Here is a 23,453-nt window from a genome sequence, read left to right on the forward strand (position 1 = left end):
GTCTCGCCGGGTGGTTTCGAGACGCTCGTTCGTCGCTCCTCAGCCGGCTGGACTGCTCAGTCGGCCGCGCCGTCGAGGTAGCGGATCACCGCGAGCACCCGGCGGTGGTCGTCGGCCGTGACCGGCAGCCCGAGGGCGTCGTAGATGCCCGACGTGTGCTGCACGATCGCCTTCTCGGTGAGCACGAGCCGCTGGCTGATCCACGCGTTGCTGCGCCCCTCGGCCATGTACGCGAGCACCTCGCGCTGGCGCTTCGTGAGCTGCCGCACGACGCCGTCGCCGCGCCCCGCCCGCGAGATGAGCACCGCGACGACCTCGGGGTCGAGGGCCGTGCCGCCGTCGGCGACGCGGCGCAGGTCGTCGCGGAACGTGCCGACGTCGGCGATGCGCTGCTTCAGCAGGTACCCGATCCGGGATGCCTCGCCGTCGAGCAGTTCGAGCGCGTAGCGCCGCTGCACGTACTGGGAGAGCACGACGATCGCGATCCCCGGGCGCTCGTGGCGGATGCGGAGCGCCGCCCGCAGGCCCTCGTCGGTGTGCGTCGGCGGCATCCGGATGTCGGTGATGACGAGGTCGGGGGAGTGCGCGGCGACGGCGTCGAGCAGCTCCTCGGCGTCGCCCGTCGCCGCGACGACCTCGAACCCGCCCTCCTCGAGCAGCAGCCTGAGTCCCTGTCGCAGGAGGGTCTCGTCCTCGGCGATCACGACGCGCACGGCAACTCCGCGGTGAGCCGGGTTCCCCGGTCGGGGGAGTTGTGCAGCGTCATCCGACCTCCGATCGCGTCGATGCGGTCGGCGAGGCCCGCGAGCCCTCGACCGCGGTGCACGCCCGTTCCGCCTACGCCGTCGTCGGCGATCTCGACCGTCAGCACGTCGCCGTCGCGGGCGAGATGCACCGAGGCGGATGCCGCGCGCGCATGCTTGGCCGTGTTGGCGAGGCCCTCGGCGACGACGAAGTAGGCGACGTTCACCACCGTCGGCGGCAGTGGCGCGTCGAGCCCGTCGGCCACGAGCGTCGTGGGGATGGGCATGCGGTCGACGAGGTCTTCGGCGGCGAGCACGAGACCGCGCTCGACGAGCGCCGACGGCATGACCTCGTGCACGAGCCGGCGCAGCTCGTCGGCGGCCTCCTCGATGCCCTGCCGGAGGTGGAGCGCCCGCTCGCGCACGTCGTCGCGCACCGCCTCGTCGTGGATGCGGCCGGCTTCGAGGGCGAGCAGCACGAGCTGCACCTGGAGGCCGTCGTGCAGGTCCTTCGCGATGCGCGCCCGCTCGCGGTCGGCCGCCTCGACGAGGCGCACGCGCGAATGCCGAAGTGCGGTCTGGCTCGCCCGCAGCTCGGTCGTCAGCCGTTCGCGAGCGATCGCGATCGCCGCGACCCGGCCGACCGACTGCACGCGCTGGGGGTCGGCGACGAGCCGCGCGTCGTAGACGATCGCCCCGGCCGGGGCGCCGTCGGACTCGATGACGGCGAAGCCGCGACCGGGATCGTGGGGCGGGTCGACGCCGATGCCCTGCTCGTCGACGAACCCCTCGCGCACCGGCAGCCAGTAGACGAGCTCGACGCTCGGGTCGCCGAGCGCCCGGGCGATCGCCGAGCGCAGGGGTTCGCGACCCGACTCGGTGCCGAGCCACGCCGCGAGCTCCTCGAGCTCGGCCGTGCGCTCGAACCCGCCGACGAGCACGCCGACCGTGAAGGCGATCGCGACGCCGGCGATGAGCGCGAGCTGCACGAAGAGGATCATCTCCGCGCTCAGCCCGAGCCCGAGGTTGGCGATCATCGGGATGAGCACGATCGACGCCATGCCGTAGAGGTAGAGCGGTGCGAGCACCCGTCGGCGCGGCGGCGACGCGGCGTGGAGTCGTACGCCCAGCACGACCGCGGTCGCCACGACGACGGCGAGGCCGGCCCACCGCTGCACCTCCACCCCGATCGTGGCCAGCTCGGCGTTCGGCTCGACGAGGGGCGCGAAGAGGCCGGCGCCCCACACGTAGAGCGGGATCTGCAGCACGAGCGCGACGATGTAGCCCGCGATCGCGATGACGCGCGAGATCGGGTCGGGGAGCAGCCCCGACGGGAACGCGAGCAGCAGGTGCACGATGACGGCGAGGATGGCGGTCGCGAAGACGTTGCCGACGACGACGCCGAACTCGATGCCGGTGGCGAAGAGGCCGCCCGCGAGGAGCGAGACACCGCCGATCCAGATCAGCAGACCCGTGCGGCTGCTCGGCCGCCGTCGCCACGCGATCGTGCCGGCGATGAACCAGGCGAGCGCGATCGCGGGGAACAGGGCGTCGGCCCAGCCGTCGGGCAGGATCGGCACGAGCAGTGCGAACTCGAGCGCGGCGAAGAGCACCCCGAGCACCATCATGAGGGTGAGCGCGGCGCCGAGCGACCGCGCGAGCGGCGGCGCCGACCAGTCCGATGCCATGGCGCCTCACCTCCGGGCGCCGGGACGCACCCAGCCCCATCTTGGCCGAGCCCGCTCCCGAAGGGAATGGACCCAGGTCGCGTCAGGCGTCGACGATCTCCTTGCCGAGCGGGGCGAGCGAGACGGGCACGAGCTTGAAGTTCGCGATGCCGAGCGGGATGCCGATGATCGTGATGCACAGCAGCACGCCCGAGATGAGGTGCTCGAGCGCGAGCCACCATCCGGCGAGGATCACCCAGATGACGTTGCCGATGAACGACCAGGCGCCCGACGTCGGCTTCTGCACGACCGTTCGCCCGAACGGCCACAGCGCGTACGCGGCGATGCGGAACGAGGCGATGCCCCACGGGATCGTCACGATCAGGATGCACATGATGACGCCCGCGAGCACGTACGACAGGAAGAGCCAGATGCCCGCGAGCACGAGCCAGATGATGTTGAGCAGGGTCTTCATGTCGATGTTCAGCCTACGCGGCGGTGCCCGAGCATAGGCTGGTGCGCATGACCGACGTCGCGCTGCCCTCCGGAATCACGCTTGACGAGCTCGACCCGGGCGTGCGCCCGCAGGACGACCTGTTCCGCCACGTCAACGGCAGGTGGATCGAACGCACCGACATCCCCGCCGACAAGGCCCGCTACGGCTCGTTCTACGTGCTGCACGAAGCGGCCGAGGAGGCCGTGCGCGAGATCATCGAGGAGTCGCAGCAGGCCGAGCCCGGCACCGAGACGCGCAAGGTCGGCGACCTCTACGCGAGCTTCATGAACGAGGACCGCGCCGAGCTGCTCGGCGTCACGCCCATCGCGGGGCAGCTGCTCGAGGTGTCGCTCGTGAACTCGATCCCGACCTTCGTCGAGACCCTCGGCCGCCTCGAGCGCCAGGGCGTCTCGGGCTTCGCGCAGCTCTACGTCGACAACGACCCCGGCGACCCCGAGCGCTACCTCGTGTTCGTCGAGCAGGGCGGCATCGGCCTGCCCGACGAGAGCTACTTCCGCGAGGAGCGGTTCCAGCCCATCCGCGAGGCCTACCGCGCGCACCTCGAGCGGATGCTGCGGCTCGCGCAGCTCGACGACGCCGCCGAGCGGGCCGCCCGCGTGTTCGAGCTCGAGACCGAGATCGCGAGGGCGCACTGGAACAACGTCGACTCGCGCGACAGCGAGAAGACCTACAACCTGAAGAGCTGGGCGGATGCCTCGGCGCTGGCGTTCCCGGGCTCCGAGCCCGCCTCGTCGGGGCTCGCGGTGTGGCGCGACGCGATGGGCGTGCCGGCGGGCGCGTTCGACGAGCTCGTCGTGCGCCAGCCCTCGTTCGTGCAGGGCCTGGGCGAGCTGCTCACCGCCGACCGCCTGCCCGCCTGGAAGGACTGGCTCGCGTGGCAGGTCGTTCGCTCGGGCGCCGCCTACCTGTCGAGCGACCTCGTCGAGGCGAACTTCGACTTCTACGGACGCACGCTCACGGGCACCCCGCAGATGCGCGAGCGGTGGAAGCGCGGCGTCTCCCTCGTCGAGGGGGCCATGGGTGAGGCCGTCGGCCGCATCTACGTCGAGCGGCACTTCCCGCCCGCGGCGAAGGAGGCGATGGACGAGCTCGTCGCGAACCTCGTCGAGGCGTACCGGCAGTCGATCGAGGGTCTCGACTGGATGGGGAAGGCGACCAAGAAGAAGGCGCTCGACAAGCTCTCGAAGTTCACGCCGAAGATCGGGTACCCCGTCAAGTGGCGCGACTACTCGTCGCTCGAGATCGACGCCGCCGACCTCGTCGGCAACGTGCGCGCGACCGCCGAGTTCGAGTTCAACCGCGAGCTCGGCAAGATCGGCAAGCCGATCGACCGCGACGAGTGGTTCATGACCCCGCAGACGATCAACGCCTACTACAACCCGGGGTTCAACGAAATCGTCTTCCCGGCCGCGATCCTGCAGTTCCCGTTCTTCGACGCCGGCCGCGACGCCGCCGCGAACTACGGCGCGATCGGCGCGGTCATCGGACACGAGATCGGCCACGGCTTCGACGACCAGGGCTCGAAGTACGACGGCGACGGCCGCCTCACCGACTGGTGGACCGCCGACGACCGCGGCGCGTTCGAGGAGCGCACCAAGGCGCTCATCGAGCAGTACGACGCGCTCGTGCCGGCCCAGCTGGCCGACGGCGCCTCGGAAGCGACGACGCCGGCCGACGACGGTGCCGGCGACGAGGCATCCTCGACGGGCGAAGCCGGCGCGGCGGGTGCGCCGCATGTGAACGGGGCGCTGACGATCGGCGAGAACATCGGCGACCTCGGCGGCCTCTCGATCGCCTGGAAGGCGTACGTGCTCTCGCAGGGCGGCGACGTCGACGGCGCCCCCGAGATCGACGGCTACACGGCGGTGCAGCGGTTCTTCCTGTCGTGGGCGCAGGCCTGGCAGCAGAAGGCCCGCGACGAAGAGGTGGCCCGCCTGCTCGCGATCGACCCGCACTCGCCGAACGAGTTCCGGTGCAACCAGATCGTCCGCAACATCGATGAGTTCTACACTGGCTTCGGAGTGACTGAAGACGACACCCTCTGGCTCGACCCTGCCGAGCGGGTGACCATCTGGTAGTCGCAGATCCGAAACCCGAGTATCCGAACATCTCGAGCGCGCCGCGGCCTGCGGTGGGGGAGCGCCGACCGTCCGAGGAAGAGCGTGCAAGCACCGTGGTGACGTCGTCGCAGGGATCCGAGCGACGCGCACGTCATGCCGATCTGCGCAAGGGCAAGCACCGCACGGAGGAACCCGGGGAGAACTTCGCCCGCGGCTTCGCCGCGCTCGGCGAGCTCGCGCTCGCCGGCGTGCAGGTGTCGGCGCGCGCGACCGACCTCGCGACCGGCAAGGTGCTCTTCTCGGTCGACGACCACGTCGTGATGCCGACGGCGTCGATCGGCAAGGTGCTGCTGCTCGTCGAGGTCGCCTCGCGCCTCGTCGGGGCGAGCACCGAGACGTTCACGGTGCTCGACCGGGCCCCGCGCGACGCCGCCGGCGACTCGGGCATCTGGCAGCACCTGCAGTCGCCGTCGCTGCCGATCGCCGACCTCGCCGCGCTCGTCGGTGCGACGAGCGACAACCTCGCGACCAACGTGCTCATCCGCCACATCGGCCTCGAGGCGGTGCGCGCGCGCACCGAGACGCTCGGGCTCACGCGAACGGCGCTGCTCGACCTCGTGCGCGACCACCGCGGACCCGACGACGCCCCGCAGCTCTCGATCGGCTCGGCGAAGGAGCTGACGTGGCTCTTCGCGTCGCTCGCCCGCGGCGAGATCGTGTCGCCCGAGGTGTCGCAGCGCGTCGTCGGCTGGCTCTCGCTCAACGCCGACCTCTCGATGGTCGCCTCGGCGTTCGGCCTCGACCCGCTCGCGCACCGCACGCCCGACCACGGCGTGCTGCTCATGAACAAGACCGGCACCGACGGCGGCGTCCGCAGCGAGGTCGGCGTGCTGCGCGGCCCGCGGGCGAGCGTCGCCTACGCCGTCTCGATGTACTACGCCGACACGATGCTCTCGTCGCGCCTCGCGGTGCTCGACGGCATGCGCCAGGTCGGCATGGACCTGCTCGAGTTCGTGCACTGAGGGGCCGGGGATGCGCGGCCGCCGACGGGCGGACCCGAACCGGAGCATCGAGTCCGAATCGTGATGCTCCGGTGCAGGTAAAGGCTCCTTCGTCACGTAGAGTCGTCGCAGTCCGCCCACCCGACCGGGCGGTCGTCGTGACCCGAACGAAAGTGACGCCGTTGTCCCTCACCTCTTCGCGCGTGCGCCTCGCCGCGCTCGCCGCCGCGGCGGGCCTGCTGCTCGCCGGCCTCGCCGCCTCGCCCGTCTCGGCCGAAGAGCTGCCCGCGCAGCCCGAGACGTCGACCACGCTCCCTGCCGACGAGACCGAGCCGACGCCCGACGAGGGCTCGACGCCGACCCCGCCGCTCGGCCCCGACGGCACCCCGCTCGATCCGCCCGTCGTGGAGGTGCCGACGGAGCCGTCGCCCGAGACCGAGCCCTGGCCGCCGATCTCCGACCTTCCCGCGCCCGTGATCGAGGTCGAGAACACCGTCTACCCCGAGGGCGACTGGCTCGACGGCATCCACGTGACCGGGTCGGGCTTCGTGCCCGGCATCGAGCTGACGCAGCTCGGCGTCCGCGCGGGCGAGGGCTCGTTGCTCGGCCAGCTCATCGAGGTCGCTCCCGACGGCACCATCGACGTCACCGTCATGCCGGTCGACTTCGTGCGGGCCGATACGGCCGACCGGCCGAAGTTCATGGTCAGCGTCTCGCAGGTGCTCGATGACGGCAGCTTCCTGTTCTCGAACGAAGTGCAGCTGACCATCACCTCGACCGCCGTCACCACCCCGCCGACCGGGCCGGCCACGCCCGTCGAGCAGCCCGTCGTCGAGACCCCGGCCGCACCGGCAGCCGAGTCGACGACCGACGGGCCCCAGCTCGCCGAGACGGGTTTCGACGCGGTCGGTTCGGCGCTCGTCGCGCTCGTGCTCGTCGCAGCCGGCGGGCTCGCGCTCGCGCGTCGTCGGGTCGGGGTGACCCGCTGACGGCTCGATCCGAGATGCCGAGCGGCGTCGCGCCGGGCGTGATGGTCCGAGCGTACCGGGCTGACGATCGCACCGACGTCGACCGACTGCTCGGCGTCGCCTTCTCCGGGCCGCAGCCCGACGGGTCGCCGGCGGCATCGCCGCCCGTCGAGGTCGTGCTCAACACGGCGCTGCTCGAGTCGGCCGGGTTCCTGCCGCACCTCGCGCTCGTCGCCGAGGTCGACGGTGCGGTCGTCGGCTACTGCATCACGACGCGCGGCGAGGTCGGCGGGTCGCCGGCACTCGGCCTCGGGCCGATCGGGGTCGACCCCGCCGCGCAGGGGCGGGGCGTCGGGTCGGCGCTCGTGCGCGAGACGCTGCGCATCGCCGCCGAGCGAGGTGAACGCGTCGTCGCCCTCCTCGGCGCGCCCGCGTACTACGGCCGGTTCGGCTTCGTGCCGAGCACCGACCTCGGCATCACGCCGCCCGATCCCGCGTGGGGCGCGTACTTCCAGGCGGTGCGGCTCGACGACGATGCGCCTGACGCCCCGGTGGGCCTGTTCCGCTAGGCCGCGCCGTTCGACGCGCTCTGACGCCTAGTCGGCCACCGCCGCATCGGGTGCACCGGCCGGGGCGCCGTCGGCGAGGTGGTGGATGCCCGTGAGCACGGCGTCGACCGTCTCCTGCGCCCCGAGCACCCGGAAGTGCCCGGCGACCGGCACCTGCACGTTGGTCGCGCCGTCGAGCGCGCTGCCCTCCGGCACATGCGGATCGAACGGGCCGAACACCGAGACGATCCGCGCGTTCACCGAGACCCCGTCGGCGAGCTCGACGATGATCGGTCCGTCGGGGTCGAACTCGCGCAGGGCGCGGTCGAGCATGAATCGCGAGAAGATCGATCCGCCGAACGGCGTGGCGATCGCGACCATGCCGAGCAGCCCGAGCGACGTGTCGTGGTCGTCCAGCAGCATCCGCTTCGCAACCAGCCCGCCCTTCGAGTGCGCGACGAGCACCTGGCCGGCCGCCGGGATCGAGATGCGGGCCAGCGCGCGCGCGACGCGGGTCGCGGTCTCGGGGATGTCGAGCAGGTTGGCACCGAGCCCGTGCACGATGCGGATGCGGTGGCCGCGTGCGTTGAGCTCGTCGCCGAGCAGTCGCAGGAACGACCAGTGCTCGTACACGCCGGGGAGGAGCACGATGGTCGGGAGCCCGGGATCGCCGCGCGACCACTTCGCCGGGACCTTCCAGGCGCCGAGCACCGCGAGCTGGCGCCACCCCGCGTAGAGGTAGTCGAGCGCCCACCAGCGGACGACCTTCGTGAGCGGCGGCCGGCGGCGGGCCGGCACGATCGCGGCCCCGGCGTCGGGTTCGGCGGCGAGGCCGACCACCTCTCCGCGGGCATGCCGCGCGATGAGATGCGCGACCCGCACACCGGCCGTGATCATCGTCTCGTGGCCGCGGCCCGGCACCTCGGCGTAGCGTCCGTGCTGCACGAGCTTCGCCACCTGCTCGGCCCACTGCCGGGGCACGAGCCGATCGTGCTCGCCGCGGATCACGAGCGTGCGCGCCGCGACCTCGGGCAGGGTCAGCTCCAGGCGGTGGGCCATGACGGGCGGCAGGCTCTCGAGGTACCACCCGACACCAGCCTTCGCGTACGAGACGACACCGAGCCCGAGCACCTTCGGTCGCGCGAGCGAGAGGTCCTGCAGCAGCCGGAGGGCCTGCATGCGCGACGTGCGCTCGCGCGGGTTGACGGTCGGCCCGATGAGCACGATGCGGTCGAACAGGCCGGGATGCCGCGCCGCAGCCTCGGCCACCGCCTGGGCGCCGGCACTGTGGCCGACGAGTACCGGGTCGGCGATGCCCTCGGCCCGCACGAGCTCGGCGAGCAGCTCGCCGGCGCCGGGCATCGTGAGCGGCTGGTCGGGTTGGGGCGTGTCGCCGAATCCCGGCAAGTCGAGGGCGTAGACGGTGCCCGTGCGGCCGAGCTCGGCCGCGACGTCCGACCAGTACTCGTGGGCCATGCCGATGCCGTGCACGAGCACGTAGCCCGGCCCGTCGTCGCGACCGCTGCGGGTGATGCGCGTGACGCGGTCACCGCTGTGGAACTCGCGAATCGACGCCATGCGTCGAAGTCTATGGGGCGCGTTCGTGTCGGGCCGGGTTTCGAGACGCCCTCCTTCGTCGGGCTCCTCAACCCTCCATCGGGTCAGTCGATCAGGCCGTTCGCGGCGAGGCGGGTGAGCACCTCGCGTCCGGCGGGCGGGCAGCGGTCGAGGTCGGCCGTCGTCACCCAGTGCAGGCTGCCGACCTCGGCGGAGGGTGCCGGCGCGGCATCCGTCTCGGTCTTGAACACCGTCATGCGCACGAGCCGGCCGTCGGGTTCGCCGTGGGCCTGGGTGACGACCTCGAAGAGCTCGTCGAGCGAGGCCGGGTCGAGCTCGAGCGCGACCTCTTCGAAGGCCTCCCGCGCGGCCGCCTCGGCGGCGGTCTCGCCCGCGTCGATCTTGCCGCCGGGCATGTAGTAGACCTCGCGGTCGCGCGCCGTGACCATGAGCACGCGGCGGTCGCGCACGAGCGCGATCGCGGAGACGAGGAGGTCGGGCAGCTGGGGCATCCGTTCAAGCCTAGAGCCGCGTCGCCCGTAGGATGGTGGCACCGCCGGGCTGTCCGCCCGAGATCTCCACCCCCTCGACCATTGGAGCCACCGTGGCCGCACCCAGCCGTCTCGAATCCGTCATCGCCCTCGCCCAGCACCGGGGGTTCGTCTTCCAGGCCGGCGAGATCTACGGCGGTTCGCGCTCCGCATGGGACTACGGCCCCCTCGGCGTCGAGCTCAAGGAGAACATCAAGCGGCAGTGGTGGCGGTACATGGTCACGCGTCGCGACGACGTCGTGGGCCTCGACTCGAGCGTCATCCTGCCGAAGCAGGTCTGGGTCGCCTCGGGCCACGTCGGCGTCTTCACCGACCCCCTCGTCGAGTGCCTGCACTGCCACAAGCGCTTCCGCGAGGACCACCTGCTCGAGGCGTACGAGGAGAAGAAGGGCCGCGCCCCCGAGAACGGCATGGGCGACATCGCCTGCCCCAACTGCGGCACCCGCGGCGAGTGGACCCCGCCCCGCGACTTCAACATGATGCTGCAGACCTACCTCGGCCCCGTGCAGGACGAGAGCGGCCTGCACTACCTCCGCCCCGAGACCGCGCAGGGCATCTTCACGAACTTCGCCAACGTGCTGCAGGCCGCCCGCATGAAGCCGCCGTTCGGCATCGGCCAGATCGGCAAGTCGTTCCGCAACGAGATCACGCCCGGCAACTTCATCTTCCGCACGCGCGAGTTCGAGCAGATGGAGCTCGAGTTCTTCGTCGAGCCCGGCACCGACGACGAGTGGTTCCAGTTCTGGCTCGACTACCGCTGGAACTGGTACGTCGACCTCGGCGTCGACCCCGAGAACCTGCGCCTCTTCGAGCACCCGAAGGAGAAGCTCAGCCACTACTCGAAGCGCACCGTCGACATCGAGTACCGCTTCGGCTTCACGGGCGGCGAGTGGGGCGAGCTCGAGGGCGTCGCGAACCGCACCGACTTCGACCTCTCGACGCACTCCGAGCACTCGGGCAAGGAGCTCAGCTACTTCGACCAGTCGAAGAACGAGCGCTGGATCCCCTACGTGATCGAGCCCGCGGCGGGCCTCACCCGCTCGCTCATGGCCTTCCTCGTCGACGCGTACCACGTCGAGGAGGTGCCGAACGCGAAGGGCGGCACCGACACCCGCACCGTGCTCAAGCTCGACCCGCGCCTCGCGCCGGTCAAGGCCGCGGTGCTGCCGCTCAGCCGCAACGAGAAGCTCTCGCCGCTCGCCCGCGAGGTCGCCGCGTCGCTGCGCCAGCACTGGAACGTCGACTTCGACGACGCCGGCGCGATCGGCCGCCGCTACCGCCGTCAAGACGAGATCGGCACCCCGTTCTGCATCACGGTCGACTTCGACTCGCTCGACGACGACGCCGTGACGGTGCGCGACCGCGACACCATGGAGCAGCAGCGCGTGCCGCTCGCCGAGCTCGAGGGCTTCCTCGCAGCCCGGCTCATCGGGGCGTAGGGGCTTGTCCGAGGCAGCGGCGGCCGTGTCCGCACCGGCCGCGGCGTTCCCGTTCGACATCGCGTCGATCGAGGGCGCCCCGCTGCGGACCGACCGCCTGACCCTGCGGCCGATCGCGCCCGGCGACAGCGACGACATCTGGGAGTACCAGCGCCTGCCCGAGGTGCTGCGCTACATCCCGTGGCCGCCGCGCAGCCGCGAGGACGCCCACGTGCACACGCTCAAGCGCGCCGGCATGCGGGTGCTCGCCGCCGACGGCGACGCGACGCACTTCGCGATGGTGCTGCACGGCGAGCCGTCGGTCGGCGTGCCCACTGCGAGCGGCGCCGGCGCCGAGGCATCCGGCCCGCACGACCGGGTGGTCGGCGACGTCATGCTGCGCGTGGGCAGCATCGAGAGCGCTCAGGTCGAGATCGGCTGGGTGCTGCACCCCGCGTTCCAGGGGCGCGGGCTCGCGCTCGAGGCGGCCGCCGAGGTGCTGCGCTTCACGTTCGAGGTCATCGGCGCGCACCGCGTGTTCGCCCACCTCGACGCGCGCAACACGGCGTCGGCGGCGCTCTGCCGGCGGCTCGGCATGCGGCTCGAGGGCACGATGCTCGAGGAGATCCTCGAGGACGACGGCTGGCAGGACTCGGAGCTCTACGCGATCCTGCGGCGGGAGTGGATGTCGCGGGGCTGACGTCGCGCCCGGGTCGCGCGGGCTCCCGAGTGCAGTCGTCGCCCGGTTCCGGGGCGAGGACTGCACTCTCGTGATGAGTTTCGCGACGAGTCGTCCGTCGGGGACCTGTCGAGAGTGCGGTGATCGCCCGCGTCGGGGCGTCGAGTGCACTTTGGGGGAGGAGGGTGCGCAGGACCGTGCGTGCTCGGCCGTCCGTGCCTCAGCCGGCGTGGGCCGCCGTGCTCGAGCGGATCACGAGCTCGGCCGCGACCTCGGTCGACGCCGGCGGCGCGGTCGGGTCGTCGATGCGGCGCAGCAAGTGCTCGACCGCGAGGGCGGCGATGTCGCCGAAGGGCTGTGCGACCGTCGTGAGCGCCGGGCTGCAGTACGCGGCCAGGGCGATATCGTCGACGCCCACGACCGACAGGTCTTCGGGCACGCGCCGGCCGAGCTCGTGCAGGGCGCGGATCACGCCGAACGCCATCTCGTCGCTCGCGACGAACACCGCCGACGCCTCGGGGATGCGGCCGAGCAGGAGGCCGGCCTGGTAGCCCGACTCGGGCGACCAGTCGCCGTGCAGGAGCGGCGGCACCTCGCGGCCCGCGGCCTCGAGCGCGGCGCGCCAGCCCGCAGCGCGTCCCGTCGAGTCGAGCCACTCGTCGGGGCCGGCGACGTGCCAGACGGTGGGGTGGCCGAGCCCCAGGAGGTGCTCGGTCGCGAGCCGGCCGACCTCGGACTGGTCGATTGCGACGACCTCGCTCGACCTCGTGCGCGAGCCGTCGATCGTGACGGTCGGGATGCGGCGGGCGATCGCCTCGACCTCGTCGGTGCCGGTCGGCACGGGCAGGGCGAGCACGATGCCCTCGACCGACTGCCGGTCGAGCCGGGTCATCGCCGTGGCGATGGCGGCCGGGTCGAGCGAGCTCGCGGTCGAGATGTTCACGGCGTAGCCGGCACGACGCGCCGCCGACTCGACGCCGTGCGTGACGGCCGAGCTCGAGTAGTCGACGGTGGGCAGCACGACGACGCCGATCGTGCGCGTGCGACCCGACGAGAGCGACCGCGCGGCGTTGTTCATGCGGTAGCCGAGCTCGTCGACCGAGGCGAGCACGCGGTCGCGCGTCGCGGGCTGCACGTTCGGGTGGCCGCTCAGCACGCGCGAGACGGTCTGCGCCGAGACGCCGGCGTGCGCGGCGACGTCGGCCATGCTCGGCGTGCGCGCACGACCGTTCACGTCAGGTCGCCGCGTCGTGCTCATCTCATGCCCCTTCGCCAGGCCAGCCCCCATGCTACCGAGAACATGCTATCTCGAAGACCGGGCCGATTGTCCCGCGTATTCGTCAGGATTCCGTGCTTGTTATCGATAACAACATGTGGCACCATCGTGAGCACGCCCCGCGGCATCCCGCACCCGAGACCGCGCGGGCCCGGTTCGTTGCACGACGCATTCCGAGCTCATTCAAAGGAGAGGCAGCAGTGAAGAAGACAGTCATGCGCACGGTGGGCATCACCGGCGCGATCGGCATCGGCCTGGCGCTTGCCGGCTGCGCCGGTACCGCGCAGCCCGAGCAGTCGGGCCCCGCCGAGGTCACGTTCTGGGGCTGGGCCCCGGGCTACGCCGACGCCGTCGACGCGTTCAACGCGTCGCAGGACGACGTCGTCGTGAAGTACGAAGAGGTGGCCCCCGGTGCCAAGGGCGGCTACGACAAGATGCTCAACGCCGTGACGGCCGGCAACGCGCCGTGCCTCGCGCAGGTCGGCTACGAGACCCTCACGAGCTTCGCGGCGCAGGGCGCCCTCGAAGACGTCGCCGAGTTCGCGAACGCGAACGAGGACGAGTTCACGCCGGCCACGTGGTCGGCGGTGAGCATCGGCGACGCCGTCTACGGCGCGCCCGTCGACCAGGGCCCGATGGCCCTCTTCTACAACAAGGCGGTCTTCGACGAGCTCGGCATCGCCGTGCCGACCACGTGGGCCGAGTACCAGGCCGCGGGCGAGAAGCTGAAGGCGGCGGGCAAGTCGCTCTCGGCGAGCTACCTCAACTACGACTACGCCGGCTTCGACTGGCAGGCCGAGGCCCCGTGGTTCTCGGTCGACGGCGACAGCTGGAAGGTCTCGATCGACTCGCCCGAGGGCCAGAAGGTCGCCGACTACTGGCAGGGCCTCACCGACGCCGGCCTCATCAGCCAGGCCCCCATGTGGGACCAGTCCTGGTACACGGGCCTCGGCGACGGCTCGATCGCGACCCACGTCGGCGCGGTCTGGATCGCCGGCATCCTGAAGGGCAGCGCGCCCGACGGCGCCGGCAAGTGGGCCGTCGCCCCGATGCCGCAGTGGGAGGCCGGCGAGAACAAGGTCGGCAACGTCGGCGGTTCGGCCACGGCCGTGCTGAAGGGCTGCGACAACCCCGAGGCCGCGTGGACGTTCGCGCACGCGATGAGCACCGACCCCGACCTCTACACGGGCCTCATCGAGGCCGCCGCGCTCTACCCCGCGGCGACCGACCTGCTCGACCTGCCGGCGCTCACCGAGCCCGACCCGTACTTCGGCGACCAGGTCATCTTCGACGTCTTCGCCGAGGCCTCGCCGAACGTCACCACCGGCTGGACCTGGGGCCCGAACATGCCCGAGACCGTCGGCTTCCTCGACGACGGCCTGGGCAAGGCCTGGTCGAAGCAGGGCACCTTCGCCGACGCGCTGAAGAACACCCAGCAGCAGACCGTCGACGCCCTCGAGGCCCAGGGCCTCTCCGTCTCGGAGTAGCCCGCCCGACCCGGACCGGGGCGGGCGAGGATCCCGCCCCGGTCCGCCACCTCGCACCATCACCACGCACCGACAGATCACGCAGGACGACATGCTCACCTCATCGACCCGGGCGGTCACGACCGCCGACACGGGGCGCCGCGCGCGCACCGGGCCCGGCGGGCCCGAGTCGCCGGCCCCCGGCGGCCGCGCCCAGCGGCGCGGCGGCGGCCGCTGGCGCATCCCGCTGCTGTTCCTGCTGCCGTTCGGCGTGCTGTTCGTCGCGATGTACGTCGTGCCGATCGTCTACGCGTTCGTGCAGAGCCTGTTCACGCTCGAGCGTTCGGGCCTCGGCCTCGAGGCGCCGACGCTCGAGTTCACGCCGCTCGCGAACTACGCGCGCCTGCTGGGCGACGCCGACTTCATGGCCTCGCTCGGCCGGGTCGCCGTGTTCGGCCTCGTGCAGGTGCCGGTCATGCTCGGCGTCGCGCTCGGCCTCGCACTGCTGCTCGACTCGAAGTCAGCGCGAGGCAAGGGCTTCTTCCGCCTCGCGGCGTTCCTGCCGTACGCGGTGCCGGGCGTCATCGCCGCGGTCATGTGGTCGTTCCTCTACTCGCCCGTGACGAGCCCGATCAACACCCTGCTCGAGCGGGTCGTCGGCACCGGCATCCCCTTCTTCGCACCCGAGATCGTGCTGTGGGCCGTCGCGAACATCGTGACCTGGGGCTGGACGGGCTACAACATGCTCATCATCTACTCGTCGCTGCAGACGATCCCCGCCGAGACGATCGAGGCGGCACGCCTCGACGGCGCGGGCGCCTGGCGCATCGCGTGGAGCATCAAGATCCCCATGGTGCGGCCCGCGCTCGTGCTCACTGCGGTCTTCTCGATCATCGGCTCGGCCCAGCTCTACAACGAGCCGAAGGTGCTGCAGACCATCTCGGGCGGTGCGATCAGCAACACCTTCACGCCGCTCATGGCCGCGCAGGCGCAGGTCACCGCGCAGAACTACCCGTACGCGGCGGCGCAGTCGGTCGTGCTCGCGCTCATCGTCGGCGTGCTCTCGTTCACGTTCTTCAAGCTCATGAATCGAGGCGAGCGATGAGCGCCCCCACTCTCGTGTCGGCCGAGCGGCCGCCGCGATCCGACCGGCCGGATGCCGCGCGCCCGGGTCGATCCCGTCGCGAGGCGAATCTCGCGAGCCGCCTCGGCGTGTTCGCCCTGCTGGGCCTCTCGGCCCTCTACTTCATCGTGCCGATCTGGTGGCTCGTCGTCGCCTCGACGAAGCCCGCCGGGCACCAGTTCTCGGAGCCGGGCCTCTGGTTCGACGGATTCGGGCTGTTCGACAACATCGCGCTCGTCTTCGCCGAGTCCGACGGCATCTTCGGTCGCTGGATGCTCAACAGCGTCTTCTACGCGGGCACCTCGGCGCTCATCGGCACGCTGCTGTCGGCGATGGCCGGCTACGCGCTCGCGAAGTACGAGTTCCGCGGACGCGGCGTCGTCTTCGGCGTCATCCTCGCCGCCGTGCTCATCCCCAAGGTGATGTTCACGCTGCCGCTGTTCCTGCTCTTCAACCAGGTGGGCCTGCTCAACAACCCGCTCGCGGTGCTGCTGCCGAGCGTCGTGAGCCCGTTCGGCGTGTACCTCGCCCGGGTGTTCGCGGCCCAGTCGGTGCCCGACGAGCTCATCGAGGCCGGCCGCATCGACGGCGCGGGCGAGTTCCGCATCTTCTTCTCGATCGGCGTGCGCATCATGTCGCCCGCACTCGTGACGATCTTCCTCTTCCAGTTCGTCGAGGTCTGGAACAACTTCCTGCTGCCGCTCATGGTGCTCAACGACAGCTCGCTGCAGCCCGTGACCGTCGGCCTCGTCGGCTGGGCGGGCAGCAACGGGCAGGTGCCCGCCGGCACCGTCGTCGTGGCCGCGCTGCTCTCGGTCGTGCCGCTCATCATCGCGTTCCTCAGCCTGCAGCGCTTCTGGCGCGCGGGCCTGACGGCGGGGGCGGTGAAGTGACCGACACGCACGCCCGCGTCGCGACCGCGGCGCTCACCTTCGACGACGGCGCCTTCCTGCGCGACGGACGTCCGCATCGCATCCTCTCGGGCTCGCTGCACTACTTCCGGGTGCACCCGGCGCAGTGGCGCGACCGTCTCGAGCGCATGGTCGCGCTCGGCCTCAACACGGTCGACACGTACGTCGCGTGGAACTTCCACGAGCGCCGCCGCGGTGAGGTCGACTTCACCGGCTGGCGCGACCTCGAGCGCTTCCTCGCGCTCGCCGCCGAGGTCGGCCTCGACGCGATCGTGCGGCCCGGACCGTACATCTGCGCCGAGTGGGACAACGGCGGCTTCCCCGCCTGGCTCTCGGGAACCCCGGGCCTCCGCCTGCGCTCGAGCGACCCCGGCTACCTCGCAGCGGTCGACGCGTGGTTCGGCGAGCTGCTGCCGCGCCTCGTGCCCCTGCAGGCGAGTCACGGCGGCCCCATCGTGGCCGTGCAGCTCGAGAACGAGTTCGGCAGCTACGGCGACGACGCCGACTACCTCGCGTGGCTGCACGAGCGGCTCGTCGCGGGCGGGGTCACCGAGCTGATCTACACCGCCGACGGCCCGACCGAGCTCATGCAGGACGGCGGCAGCGCGCCCGGCGTGCTCGCGACCGCGACGTTCGGCTCACGTGCCGCGCAAGCGGCGTCGATGCTGCGCGAACGCCGCACCGGGGAGCCGTTCATGTGCGCCGAGCTCTGGAACGGCTGGTTCGACCACTGGGGCGACCCGCACCACGTGCGCACCCCCGAGGGCGCGGCGGGCGTCGTCGCCGACATCCTCGCCGAAGGCGGCTCGCTCAGCCTCTACATGGCGCACGGCGGCACCAACTTCGGCCTCTGGTCGGGCGCGAACCACGACGGCGTGCGCCTGCAGCCGACGCAGACGAGCTACGACTCGCACGCCCCCATCGCCGAGAACGGCGCGGTGACCGAGAAGTTCCGTCGCATCCGCGACGTGCTGCGGGATGCCACGGGGCTGACGCCGGCCGAGGCATCCCCGACCCCGCCCGTGCTGGCGGCGGCGACCCTGCCCGTCCGGCCGGGCGCCGAACTGCTCGACGTGCTGCGTGCGGCCGGCGAGCCGGTGCGCGCCGCGCACCCGCCGACGTTCGAGGAGCTCGGGCTCGATGCGGGTCTCGTGCTCTACGAGGCGCGGCCGATCGTTCCGTCGGGCGGAGCGCTCCTCACGATCCGAGGACTGCGCGACCGTGCGCTCGTCTTCGTCGACGGCGAGCGGGTCGCCGTGCTCGACGCCGAGCAGGCGGCCGCGGGCGTGCGCCTCGAGGGTGCTGGCCGGGCCGTCGCGCTCGAGCTCGTCGTCGAGAACCAGGGACGCATCAACTACGGCCCGCTGCTCGGCGAGGGCAAGGGCATCCTCGGCGGGGTGCAGCTCGACCGCCGGCTCGTGCAGCGCTGGACGGCGCGGGCCCTGCCGCTCGACGAGTGGGGCGAGCGCGAGCTCGACGGGCTCGCCACCGCCACCCTGACCGTCGACGAGCCGGCCGACGCGTTCCTCGCCTTCCCGGGCTTCGGCAAGGGCTTCGTGTGGGTGAACGGGTTCCTGCTCGGTCGCTACTGGGAGATCGGGCCGCAGCAGACGTACTACGTGCCGGCGCCGCTGCTGCACGCGGGGCGCAACTCGATCGCGGTGCTCGAGCTCGAGCACCTCGGCGAGGTCGTCGAGCTGCGCGAGCACGCCGAGCTCGGACCCGAGCAGGAGTACATCGAGACCTTCGACTGAGCTGCGCCGTCGGCGCAGGTCGATGTGGACGCGTCGTCACGACGCGGGAATGGAGACGAAGATGCCTTCATCACGACCGCCCGGTCGCCTCTGGCGACTCGGCCTCGGGTGCGCGATCGCCGGTGGCGTGATCGCGCCGCTCGGTGCGATGCCGGTGCACGCCGCGCCGCTCGTGCCCGACGGGTACACCGTCGCGGCCGCCGGCGAGACGTTCGCGCTGCAGAGTCGCGACCTCGCGGTGACCGCGTCGGCGGGCTTCCCGCAGGTCGTCGCCTACACCGACCGCGACTCGGGAGCGACGATGCGCGGCAACGACGCGACGATCTCGTCGATCACGGTCAACGGCAAGGCCGAACCCGTCGAGGTCGCCTCGCGCGTCGACGACGGCGACGCCCGGTACGTGCTCACGCCGACGGCACTCGCCGGCGTCTCGATCGAGGCGACGCTCTCGGTGAAGCACAACGTCGTCACGATCCGCGTGACGAAGATCACCGACCCCGACGGCGTCGTGAAGACGCTGCAGATCCCGAACCACCGGCTCGTCACCGTCTCCTCCGGCGAACCCGGCTCGGCGGTCGCGGCCGCGAACCTCTCGGTCGACCGCGGGGCGTCGGGCGACGTGTTCATCCCGGTGACGGCCGACACCCCGCTCGATGCCGCGCCGAAGGGCTCGAACGCGATCATCGCCAACACGGGCGAGCTCGCCGCGGCCTTCGCGACGAACGCGCTCTACGACACCTCGTCGGGGCCGAGCTCGAAGGACTCGGGCAACTTCTGGCGCCAGGCCGTGGCCGCGGGCGACGGCGTCGAGGTCGGCATCGCGAGCGGGCCGTGGCTCTACCGGGCCCAGGGCCAGGACGGCACCGAGGAGCTGCCGTGGGTCAAGGTCGCGATCACGCCCGACGCCAACGGCGACGACGTGGTCGACTGGCAGGACGGCGCGATCGCGATGCGCGACATCCGCGTCGCCCCGAACAAGGGCGACCAGACGCCCGAGAACGTCATCACGCACATCCCGTTCAACTTCGCCTCGCAGGCGACGCACCCGTTCCTGCGCACGCTCGACGACGTCAAGCGCATCGCGCTCAACACCGACGGGCTCGGTCAGGTCGCGATGCTCAAGGGCTTCACGAGCGAGGGCCACGACTCGGCGAACACCGACTACGGCGACAACTTCAACGAGCGGGCGGGCGGGCTCGACGAACTCAACGCGGCCGTGAAGGCGGGCAAGAAGTGGAACGCCTCCTTCGGCGTGCACCTCAACGCGACCGAGATCTACCCCGAGGCCAACTCGTTCAGCGACGAGATCGCGAACGAGAACTCGAAGGGCTGGAACTGGCTCGACCAGTCGTACTACATCGACCAGCGCTACGACCGCGCCTCGGGCGAGCTCGACGAGCGCATCGGCGAGCTCGCCGACGCCACCGACGACAACCTCGACTTCGCGTACATCGACGTCTACTACGAGCACGGCTGGCTCGCCCAGTCGCTGCAGGACTCGCTCGTGAAGCACGGGTTCCGCGTCGGCTCGGAGTGGGCCGACAAGCTCGCCGAGAACAACACGTGGTCGCACTGGGCGAACGACGAGAACTACGGCGGTTCCTCGAACAAGGGCGTGAACTCCCAGATCCTGCGCTTCGTGAACAACACGCAGGCCGACGTCTGGAACCCGCACCCGCTGCTCGGCACGAGCCACATCGTCGAGTTCGAGGGGTGGACGGGACAGAACGACTTCCCGGCGTTCCTCGAGAACGTGTGGACGGCGAACGTGCCCGCGAAGTTCCTGCAGCACCACGAGATCACTCGCTGGGCCGCCGACCGCATCGACCTCGAGGACGGTGTGACCGTCACCGGCACGACGGCCGCCGACCGCGTCATCACGGTCGACGGCACCGAGGTGCTGCGCGGCGGCACCTACCTGCTGCCGTGGTCGTCGACGGCGGGCACGACCGCCGACAAGCTCTACCACGTCAACCCGGCCGGCGGGCAGACGACCTGGCAGCTCACCGACGGCTTCACGGATGCCTCGTCGCTGCAGCTGTTCGCGCTCGGCGACGCCGGCCGCTCGAAGGTCGCCGACCTGCCCGTGGTCGACGGTGCCGTCACGATCGACGCGGAGGCCGGCCAGGCCTACGTGCTCGTGCCGGGCACGAAGGCGACCGCGGGCACGACGCTGCCGAAGAAGGTCTCGTTCGGCCAGGGCACTCCCGTGAAGGACCCCGGTTTCAACGAGGCGACCCTCGACGGTTGGAGCCCGAGGGGCGCCGCGAGCATCGAGCGCGACGACCTCGGACGCCGGGCCGCCGTGCTCGGCGCCGGCGAGGCCTCGATCAGCCAGCGACTCGGCGAGCTCGCTGCGGGCACCTACGCGGTGTCGGCCGACCTCGGCATCGCCGACGGAGCCGCACGAGCGACGACCGTCTCGATCGAGGTGCCCGGAGGCGAGAGCGCGACGAACACGGTCGAGCGCTCGACCGTGCGCAACGCGGTCGCCGCCGACGAGTGGAACGGCACGAACCTCCAGCGCATCCGCACCTACATCACCGTCCCGGCGGACGGCGTGCGCCCGACGCTCACGATCGCGGCCGCCGACGGCGACGCGGCGGTGCGCGTCGACAACGTCCGCGTGGTCGCGACCGACGACCCGACGGCGAGCGCCGCAGGCGAGGGTGAGCGCGCCCTCGTCGACGAGGACTTCGAGGTCGTCGACCAGGGCTGGGGTCCGTTCTTCAAGGGCGACTCGGGAGGCACGACCGACCCGCGCACCCACATCGCGAAGCGCAACGAGCCCTACACCCAGCAGGGCTGGAACGGCCGCAAGTTCGACATGGTGCTCGGCGGCGACTACTCGCTCATGGCGCACGAGGAGAACCGCGGGCTCGTCTACCGCACCTCCGAGTACACCGTGCCGTTCGAGGCGGGCCACCGCTACCGGGTGAGCTTCGACCACCAGAGCGGCGTCGCCGGGGCGTACTCGTTCGTCTCGGGCGTCGACCAGGTGATCGGCGGCACGTCGAAGCCGGTCGAGCTCACCTCGACCCCGTTCGGCGAGCAGCTCACGACGGCCGAGTTCGCGGTCGAGTTCGACGCCCCCACCTGCGGCACGCCGTACGTGGGCGTGCGCCGCAACGCCGTGGGCGGCACGGGTGCCGACCTGATCGTCGACGACGTGCGCATCGTCGACCTCGGCGAGAGCACCGAGGCCGCTTCGTGCGCGAAGCTCGACGTCGTCGGGCCGTCGGGTCTCGTCCCCGGTGAGGCGAACGCCTTCACGACCTCGTTCACCAACCACGAGGCCGAGGCCGCGACCGCGGTGTCGACGTCGATCGAGGTGCCCGAGGGGTGGACGGCGAAGGCCTCGAGCGCAACCGAGTTCGCGTCGGTGGCTCCGGGCGCCACGGTGAAGACGACGTGGCGCGTGACCGCGCCGGCCGACCTCGAGCCGGGTCGCTACCCCGTCTCGGCGACGGCGGCCTACTCGGTCGCCGACGGGCAGCGCACGGTCGAGGCATCCACGAGCGTGCCGACCCTGCCGGCGGGGCTCATCCCGCAGTCGCGCCTGTCGATCGCGGGCGTCAGCGACGCCGAGCCGGGCACCGGCGACGGCAGCGCGGGGGCCGCCCTTGACGGCAACACGGCGACGATGTGGCACTCCGCCTGGTCGCAGGTGAACCCCGACACGCCCTACCCGCACTGGATCGCGCTCGACCTCGGCGACACCTACACGGTCGACGGGTTCGACTACCAGGTGCGCCGCGGCAACGGAGCGATCAAGGACTACGAGCTCTACCTCTCGAGCGACGGCACGAACTGGGGCAGCCCGGTGAAGAAGGGATCGTTCGCGTCGACGACCGAGGTGCAGCACCTCGCGCTGACGGCGACGAGCGCGCGCTACGTGAAGCTCGTGGGCCTCAACGCCATCAACGGTGCGGCGTTCGCCGGCGCCGGCGAGCTCAACGTGTGGGGCACGCGCCAGGCGGCGCCGACCCCGCTGCCGAAGGAGGGCATGTCGATCGCCGACGTCGACTCCGAGGAGACCGAGGGCGAGGACGGCGCCGCCGCCAACGCCATCGACGGCGACACCGCGACCTACTGGCACACCCAGTGGCTCGGCGGATCGCCCGCGTTCCCGCACCACCTCACGGTCGACCTCGGCGAGGCGAACGACCTGCGCGGCATCTCGATCCAGCAGCGGCCGGGCACCGAGCCCAACGGCCGCATCAAGCAGTACGAGGTGTACGTGAGCGCCGACGGCGAGAGCTGGGGCGCCCCGGTCGCCGCCGGAACGCTCGCCGCGACCGGCGGCGCGCAGGCGGTCATGTTCGCGCAGCCGGCCGCCGGCCGGTACGTGAAGGTCGTCGCGCTCAACTCGCACAACGGGCAGCCCTGGGCGGCCATCGGCGAGCTGGAGTTCTTCGGCGCCGAGTGAGAGCCGGCGCCGGGGCGGGCGGGTGACCGCCCCGGCGCCCACCGGCACGAACGCCCCCGCGATCCTCACCGCGGGGGCGTTCGTGCGTCTACCCTGTGGGTCATGCACTCCGAAGGCGGATTCTTCGATCGGCTGCCGGCGCCCCCCGAGCCCGAGGCGCAACCGGCGATGCCGCCGTGGTGGCAGCCGCCGGCCGGCGAGCTGCCCGGCCGGCTCGTGCTCGACGAGGTGCTCCACCGCGACGAGCGTGCGGTCGTCGTGCTGCGCGAGCTGCGGCGCTTCTCGAACGGGCTCGAGGTGCGCTTCGGCTGGGTGGTGCGTCGACTCGCGCTGGACCGGCGGGAGTGGGAGGACCTGCTCATGCGCCGGATCCACGAGCCGCCGGGCGCGGCGACGGGCGGGTTCCGACTGGGCATGCAGCTCGCCGACGGCACCCCGGTGTTCCCGCTCGGGTTCGCGGCGTTCGACCCCGGCCCCGACGACCCGATGCCGCCGACGCTGAGCGCCCACCACACCGGCGGCGAGGGCGACGAGCACGAGCACCGCGGGGGATTCCGCGGGTGGATCTGGGCGCCCGGGGGTGTGCCTCGCTCATCGCAGCTCGTGGTCGAGTGGCGCGACCTCGGGGTTCCCGAGCTCCGGCGCGTGCTCGACGATCGGCTCCTCGACGCCGTCCCCGCCGAGCGCCCGCTCTGGCCGGCGGGAGACTGACCTCGCCTGCTGCCGGTGTGGAGGACTTCTGTGCGACTCGTCGTGCGGACCGTGCCATCACCCCGGGGTGTCGC

At 71.7% G+C, this 23,453-nt stretch carries 18 protein-coding genes; 12 read left to right on the forward strand and 6 right to left on the reverse strand.

All coding sequences use genetic code 11. The annotated features are described in order from the left end of the window. Window positions 1-56 precede the first annotated feature (56 nt). The 3 genes from AC3RJ6_RS01750 to AC3RJ6_RS01760 all read right to left on the reverse strand — a co-directional run bounded on the left by AC3RJ6_RS01750 (window position 57) and on the right by AC3RJ6_RS01760 (window position 2,885). A complete protein-coding gene (locus AC3RJ6_RS01750) occupies window positions 57-713 on the reverse strand; it encodes a response regulator transcription factor (protein WP_491425138.1) in 657 nt (218 codons plus the stop codon). Continuing rightward, window positions 701-2,431 (reverse strand): sensor histidine kinase, encoded by a 1,731-nt coding sequence (locus AC3RJ6_RS01755; RefSeq protein WP_491425139.1) that lies wholly within the window; start codon window positions 2,429-2,431, stop codon window positions 701-703. Before AC3RJ6_RS01755 ends, AC3RJ6_RS01750 begins: the two co-directional genes overlap by 13 nt. An 82-nt stretch (window positions 2,432-2,513) precedes the next feature. Beyond that, a complete protein-coding gene (locus AC3RJ6_RS01760; protein WP_491425140.1) occupies window positions 2,514-2,885 on the reverse strand; it encodes a YccF domain-containing protein in 372 nt (123 codons plus the stop codon). Window positions 2,886-2,932: 47 nt separating this feature from the next. Here AC3RJ6_RS01760 and AC3RJ6_RS01765 point away from each other — a divergent pair, with 47 nt between their 5' ends. The 4 genes from AC3RJ6_RS01765 (at window position 2,933) to AC3RJ6_RS01780 (ending at window position 7,525) form a co-directional block, all read left to right on the forward strand. Continuing rightward, the gene (locus tag AC3RJ6_RS01765; protein ID WP_491425141.1) at window positions 2,933-5,005 is read left to right on the forward strand and encodes a M13 family metallopeptidase; all 2,073 of its coding nucleotides are present in this window, start codon (window positions 2,933-2,935) and stop codon (window positions 5,003-5,005) included. A gap of 98 nt (window positions 5,006-5,103) precedes the next feature. Continuing rightward, window positions 5,104-6,009 carry a serine hydrolase gene (locus AC3RJ6_RS01770; protein WP_491425142.1) on the forward strand — a complete coding sequence of 302 codons (906 nt, stop codon included), beginning with the start codon at window positions 5,104-5,106 and terminating at the stop codon, window positions 6,007-6,009. A 161-nt stretch (window positions 6,010-6,170) separates the two neighbouring features. Then, a complete protein-coding gene (locus tag AC3RJ6_RS01775) occupies window positions 6,171-6,977 on the forward strand; it encodes a hypothetical protein (protein WP_491425143.1) in 807 nt (268 codons plus the stop codon). Between the two features lie 41 nt (window positions 6,978-7,018). Then, a complete protein-coding gene (locus AC3RJ6_RS01780; RefSeq protein ID WP_491426207.1) occupies window positions 7,019-7,525 on the forward strand; it encodes a GNAT family N-acetyltransferase in 507 nt (168 codons plus the stop codon). A gap of 27 nt (window positions 7,526-7,552) precedes the next feature. On the opposite strand, the gene AC3RJ6_RS01785 is transcribed toward AC3RJ6_RS01780, so the two are convergent. Both AC3RJ6_RS01785 and AC3RJ6_RS01790 read right to left on the reverse strand, forming a co-directional pair. Next, a complete protein-coding gene (locus tag AC3RJ6_RS01785; protein WP_491425144.1) occupies window positions 7,553-9,082 on the reverse strand; it encodes an alpha/beta hydrolase in 1,530 nt (509 codons plus the stop codon). A gap of 83 nt (window positions 9,083-9,165) precedes the next feature. Then, on the reverse strand, window positions 9,166-9,573 hold the full coding sequence (locus tag AC3RJ6_RS01790) for an NUDIX domain-containing protein (protein ID WP_491425145.1): 408 nt from the start codon (window positions 9,571-9,573) through the stop codon (window positions 9,166-9,168). A 92-nt stretch (window positions 9,574-9,665) separates the two neighbouring features. On the opposite strand from AC3RJ6_RS01790, the gene AC3RJ6_RS01795 reads away from it, so the two are divergent. After that, a complete protein-coding gene (locus tag AC3RJ6_RS01795) occupies window positions 9,666-11,051 on the forward strand; it encodes a glycine--tRNA ligase (RefSeq protein ID WP_491425146.1) in 1,386 nt (461 codons plus the stop codon). A 25-nt stretch (window positions 11,052-11,076) separates the two neighbouring features. Next, entirely contained in the window at window positions 11,077-11,730 is a 654-nt protein-coding gene (locus AC3RJ6_RS01800) for a GNAT family N-acetyltransferase (RefSeq protein WP_491425147.1), read from the forward strand. Window positions 11,731-11,929: 199 nt separating this feature from the next. Here AC3RJ6_RS01800 and AC3RJ6_RS01805 read toward each other — a convergent pair whose 3' ends face one another. Continuing rightward, complete coding sequence (locus AC3RJ6_RS01805) at window positions 11,930-12,967, reverse strand: LacI family DNA-binding transcriptional regulator (protein ID WP_491425148.1); 1,038 nt, start codon at window positions 12,965-12,967, stop codon at window positions 11,930-11,932. 218 nt (window positions 12,968-13,185) lie between these two features. Here AC3RJ6_RS01805 and AC3RJ6_RS01810 point away from each other — a divergent pair, with 218 nt between their 5' ends. From AC3RJ6_RS01810 to AC3RJ6_RS01835, 6 genes are all read left to right on the forward strand, one after another. Beyond that, window positions 13,186-14,472 (forward strand): ABC transporter substrate-binding protein, encoded by a 1,287-nt coding sequence (locus AC3RJ6_RS01810; RefSeq protein WP_491425149.1) that lies wholly within the window; start codon window positions 13,186-13,188, stop codon window positions 14,470-14,472. A 91-nt stretch (window positions 14,473-14,563) separates the two neighbouring features. Continuing rightward, window positions 14,564-15,556, forward strand: a complete 993-nt coding sequence (locus AC3RJ6_RS01815; protein WP_491425150.1) for a carbohydrate ABC transporter permease — start codon at window positions 14,564-14,566, stop codon at window positions 15,554-15,556. Continuing rightward, the gene (locus AC3RJ6_RS01820; protein WP_491425151.1) at window positions 15,553-16,467 is read left to right on the forward strand and encodes a carbohydrate ABC transporter permease; all 915 of its coding nucleotides are present in this window, start codon (window positions 15,553-15,555) and stop codon (window positions 16,465-16,467) included. The genes AC3RJ6_RS01815 and AC3RJ6_RS01820 overlap by 4 nt, the downstream gene beginning before the upstream one ends. Further along, the gene (locus AC3RJ6_RS01825; RefSeq protein WP_491425153.1) at window positions 16,464-18,239 is read left to right on the forward strand and encodes a glycoside hydrolase family 35 protein; all 1,776 of its coding nucleotides are present in this window, start codon (window positions 16,464-16,466) and stop codon (window positions 18,237-18,239) included. Before AC3RJ6_RS01820 ends, AC3RJ6_RS01825 begins: the two co-directional genes overlap by 4 nt. 61 nt (window positions 18,240-18,300) lie before the next feature. Next, the gene (locus AC3RJ6_RS01830) at window positions 18,301-22,668 is read left to right on the forward strand and encodes an endo-alpha-N-acetylgalactosaminidase family protein (protein ID WP_491425154.1); all 4,368 of its coding nucleotides are present in this window, start codon (window positions 18,301-18,303) and stop codon (window positions 22,666-22,668) included. A 102-nt stretch (window positions 22,669-22,770) separates the two neighbouring features. Next, entirely contained in the window at window positions 22,771-23,379 is a 609-nt protein-coding gene (locus AC3RJ6_RS01835) for a hypothetical protein (protein ID WP_491425155.1), read from the forward strand. Window positions 23,380-23,453: the final 74 nt, after the last annotated feature.

This window comes from Agromyces cucurbitae, from assembly GCF_058349945.1.